The following is a 3,975-nucleotide window of genomic DNA, read 5'->3' on the forward strand; positions in this document are numbered from 1 at the left end:
TTATATCGGTCCTAAAGCATTGCTGGACAACGATGTTCGCTATCTGCTCGACCCGCGGGTGGTGGACGGCACCAGCTGGATCACCGGCGCCGACCAACCAGGCAAGCACGTCGTCGGCCTGGTGGCCGGTCGCGACTTCACCGCCGACGGCACCATCGAGGCCGCCGAGGTGCGCGACGGCGATCCCTCGCCGGACGGAGCCGGCACATTGGTCTCCGCCCGCGGAATTGAGGTCGGCCACATTTTCCAGCTCGGCCGCAAATACACCGACGCCTTCACCGTCGACGTCCTCGGCGAAGACGGCAAGCCGGTGCGGCTGACCATGGGCTCCTATGGCCTCGGGGTTTCGCGGCTGGTGGCCGTCATCGCCGAACAGCACCACGACGAGCTGGGACTGCGCTGGCCGTCAGAGGTGTCGCCGTTCGACGTGCACCTGGTGATCGCCAACAAGGACGCCGAAGCGCGGACCGGGGCCACCGCGTTGGCCGGCGATCTGGACCGGCTGGGCATCGAAGTGCTGCTCGACGATCGGCAGGCATCGCCCGGGGTGAAGTTCAAGGATGCCGAGCTGCTCGGTGTGCCCTGGATTGTCGTGGTGGGCCGCGGCTGGGCGGACGGAAAGGTCGAGCTGCGCAACAGATTCACCGGTGAGACCCGTGAACTGCCGGCCGGTGCCGGGCTGGCCACCGATATCGCTTCGGCCGTGTCCGGCTAGGTACAGCTAGTCGGCTCCGGGGAACGCCGTGGTGATCGGCCAGTCGCCCAGCGCCTGCTTCCACTTGGCGGCCAGCACCGCGCTCTGGGTCAGCGCCGTCACGCCGAATGTGCGGTCCTGGTTGCTCTGAGCCTGCTCGACGACCGCGCGCCAAGCCACTTCGGTGTCCTTCTCCATGCGCGCGGCCAGCCGCGCGGCGTCGGTCGGGCTGTTGACCGGCATCGGCAACTGATAACCAGCGGCGGCCAGCGGAGCCGTCACCGAGCGGCCGGCCAGCGACGCAATCACCTCGTCGCGGCGCCGGCGGTGCTGATTCAGCGCCGACGACACCAGGGTGTTCACCTCTGGCGCGCAGTGTGCCGACACCATGCCGTAGCCGTAGATGACGGCGTGCTCGTTGCTCAGCGCCGCGCACAGCGCGGTGTCGTAGGGCGTGGCGGCAGGTGACGGTTCAGCGGAAGTCACGACGCGGCCGCCCCGGACGCCAGCGCCACACTGTATGAGGCGGTGCAGGAGGCGGCGATCGAGCCGAGCAGCCCGGCGCGATAACCCGACGAGGTGCCCGCCAGTTGACGGGCACTGTCCGCCGACGCCCGCAACGACCGGACCACGTCGGCCAGCGGCGGTGGGGCAGCCGCGGCGGCCCGGGTGGTAGAAGGACTCGTCGTCGCAGCAGACATTGACGTGGGATTGACCGCGAGGCGGGCGATTTCGGTCGTCAGCGCCTGCGCGTGTTTGGTGCGTTCGGCGGCGACCTCGGTCAGCGCGGCGTTCACCGGCTGTGTGACGCCCACTGCCGCCGCCGTGGCCAGTTCGCTGTCCTGTCGGGCCAGCGTCAGCTGTGCCTCGAGTTCGTCGACGGCCGGCGGCGCCGGCGCAGAACTGCACGCGGGCACCGCGATTCCGAGCACGGCGAGTGCTGCGCCGCCGGCCAACACACGGCGCCTGCTGACGATGGCATCCAAACCAGGCTCGGGGCGCAGCACAGCAACATCCTGCCATTGCCGCCACCGTCGGCCGTAACGCCAGGTGACCTCGTTGCGATTACGTCTTACAAAGGATTCCTGGCGTATCGTTGAAGACCGGCTCGTGGGACGCGCTGATCGCGCGCACCACAGAGCTGCCCGACCGGACAACTCAAGATGAGGAGCTCGCCGTGACCACCGGGCTACCGTCGCAGACGCAGGTGATCGAGCTGCTCGATGGTGAGTTCGCGCGCGCGGGCTACGAAATTGAGGACGTCGTCATCGATGCGCGCGCCCGGCCGCCGCGGATAACCGTGATCGCCGATGGCGATACCGCTCTCGATCTGGACACCATCGCCGTGCTCTCCCGCTCGGCGTCGAGCCTGCTGGACGCGGCGCCGAACATCGACGGTAGCTACATCCTGGAGGTCACCTCACCGGGTATCGATCGCCCATTGATCAGCGACAAGCACTTTCGACGTGCGCGCGGTCGCAAGGTCGAGCTGGTCATGGCGGACGGCACACAGGTCACCGGTCGAGTGGGCGAGGTGTGTGACGGCACGCTGAGCCTGGTGGTTCGCGACGACCGCGCCCGCGACTGGATCCTGCAGCAGATATCGCTCGGTGGTGTTTCGAAAGCTGTTGTTCAGGTGGAGTTTTCACCCCCTTCTCAGCGAGAGATGGAACTGGCGACGGTCGATCGAAGCGCGGAGTCGGAGGGCAGAACATGAACATCGACATGACCGCTCTGCACGCGATAGTGGTGGAGCGCGGCATCTCCTTCGACGACTTGCTCGAGGACGTCAAGGCCGCAGTGCTGAGCGCCTATCGGCACACCGAGGGCCATCAGCCGGACGCCCACATCGACATCGACCGCAAATCGGGTTCGGTCCGAGTGTTGGCTCGCGAGCTCGACGAGGACGGCAACGTGCTCAGCGAATGGGAGGACACCCCGGAAGGGTTCGGCCGGATCGCCGCTACGACAGCACGACAGGTGATGTTGCAGCGCCTTCGGGACGCCGAGAACGAGCGGACCTACGGCGAGTTCTCCACCCACGAGGGCGAGATCGTCGCCGGCGTGATTCAGCGCGACAGCCGCGCTAATTCGCGCGGTCTGGTCGTCGTCCGGATGGGCAGCGAGACCAAAGGGTCCGAGGGGGTGATCCCGGCAGCCGAGCAGGTTCCGGGTGAGGCTTACGAGCACGGCGACCGGGTCCGCTGCTACGTGGTGGGCGTTAGCCGCGGCATGCGCGAGCCGGTGATCACCTTGTCACGCACCCACCCCAACCTTGTCCGCAAGCTGTTCTCGCTGGAAGTCCCCGAGATCGCCGAAGGCTCGGTGGAGATCGTCGCGGTGGCACGTGAAGCCGGTCACCGCTCGAAGATCGCGGTCGCGTCGCGAGTCCCGGGGCTGAACGCCAAGGGCGCCTGCATCGGCCCGATGGGTCAGCGAGTGCGCAATGTGATGAGCGAGCTTTCCGGTGAGAAGATCGACATCATCGACTTCGACGACGACCCGGCGCACTTCGTTGCCAACGCGTTGTCGCCGGCCAAGGTCGTGTCGGTGACCGTCATCGACCAGAACGCGCGGGCCGCCCGGGTGGTGGTTCCCGACTTCCAGCTGTCGCTGGCCATCGGCAAGGAGGGCCAGAATGCGCGGCTGGCCGCCCGGCTCACCGGGTGGCGGATCGACATCCGCGGGGACTCGCCCGACCAGGACGCCGACCATCCCGAGCACGGCGCAGCCCACGGGCTGGCGCACGATCTTTGACCCGGCGTCGACCGGGGAGACCGCAGCCGTGCGGCGGGTTCTGACCACGGCTTGGGTGCAGGTAAACTAAGCCGTGATCCAGCGCGAGACTTCGGCCTCCGCGCATCGACGTACCGAAGGACCGGTGCGGACATGTGTCGGGTGCCGGAAGCGAGAGTTGGCCGTCGAACTGCTCCGAGTGGTTGCTGTGTCGGCCGGGAACGGTAAATATGCCGTGACCGTCGACCCAGCGGGTACTCTGCCGGGGCGGGGTGCATGGCTGCATCCCGTTCCACAGTGCGTCACACAAGCAATCCGGCGGCGAGCTCTCGTTCGAGCGCTGCGCATCGCTGGCGCACCGGAAACATCAGCGTTGGTCGAGCACATAGAGTCTTTGCAAGCCTCTGGGTGCGCCGGTCATCCCGCCAACAGAACAGGCAGCAAAAGAACATGAGCACACCGTGAAGTCCCGATGACCATGCGTCATAGCTAAACCCGAGGCGCGGCCTACTACCGCTGTCGCCTCATAGACAGGAGATGTAGTG

Annotated in this window: 6 protein-coding genes; 4 read left to right on the forward strand and 2 right to left on the reverse strand. The window is 67.0% G+C overall.

Features of this window, described 5'->3' with window-relative positions:
* A partial coding sequence (locus tag WAO18_RS15505) for a His/Gly/Thr/Pro-type tRNA ligase C-terminal domain-containing protein (protein WP_422207142.1) occupies positions 1-715 on the forward strand: 715 nt, incomplete at its 5' end.
* A gap of 6 nt (positions 716-721) precedes the next feature.
* Here the strand turns inward: WAO18_RS15505 and WAO18_RS15510 are convergent.
* Together WAO18_RS15510 and WAO18_RS15515 are read right to left on the reverse strand one after the other, a co-directional pair.
* Entirely contained in the window at positions 722-1,180 is a 459-nt protein-coding gene (locus WAO18_RS15510; protein WP_422207143.1) for a ferritin-like domain-containing protein, read from the reverse strand.
* The gene (locus WAO18_RS15515; RefSeq protein ID WP_422207144.1) at positions 1,177-1,701 is read right to left on the reverse strand and encodes a hypothetical protein; all 525 of its coding nucleotides are present in this window, start codon (positions 1,699-1,701) and stop codon (positions 1,177-1,179) included. The genes WAO18_RS15510 and WAO18_RS15515 overlap by 4 nt, the downstream gene beginning before the upstream one ends.
* Before the next feature lie 170 nt (positions 1,702-1,871).
* Between WAO18_RS15515 and rimP the strand changes: the two genes are divergently transcribed.
* The 3 genes from rimP to WAO18_RS15530 all read left to right on the forward strand — a co-directional run bounded on the left by rimP (position 1,872) and on the right by WAO18_RS15530 (position 3,884).
* Positions 1,872-2,411: a ribosome maturation factor RimP gene (gene rimP, locus WAO18_RS15520; protein WP_422207146.1), complete on the forward strand. Its 540-nt coding sequence runs from the start codon at positions 1,872-1,874 to the stop codon at positions 2,409-2,411.
* Entirely contained in the window at positions 2,408-3,451 is a 1,044-nt protein-coding gene (gene nusA / locus WAO18_RS15525) for a transcription termination factor NusA (protein ID WP_422207145.1), read from the forward strand. Before rimP ends, nusA begins: the two co-directional genes overlap by 4 nt.
* Positions 3,452-3,638: 187 nt before the next feature.
* On the forward strand, positions 3,639-3,884 hold the full coding sequence (locus tag WAO18_RS15530; RefSeq protein ID WP_422207147.1) for a DUF448 domain-containing protein: 246 nt from the start codon (positions 3,639-3,641) through the stop codon (positions 3,882-3,884).
* Positions 3,885-3,975 lie beyond the last annotated feature (91 nt).

Source organism: Mycobacterium sp., from assembly GCF_049278535.1.
In the GTDB taxonomy this organism is placed as follows: Bacteria; Actinomycetota; Actinomycetes; order Mycobacteriales; family Mycobacteriaceae; genus Mycobacterium.

What these genes read in the sequence shown, in the direction of transcription:
- nusA (WP_422207145.1), top strand. Translation starts at nt 2,408, where the DNA reads ATGAACATCGACATGACCGCTCTGCACGCGATAGTGGTGGAGCGCGGC.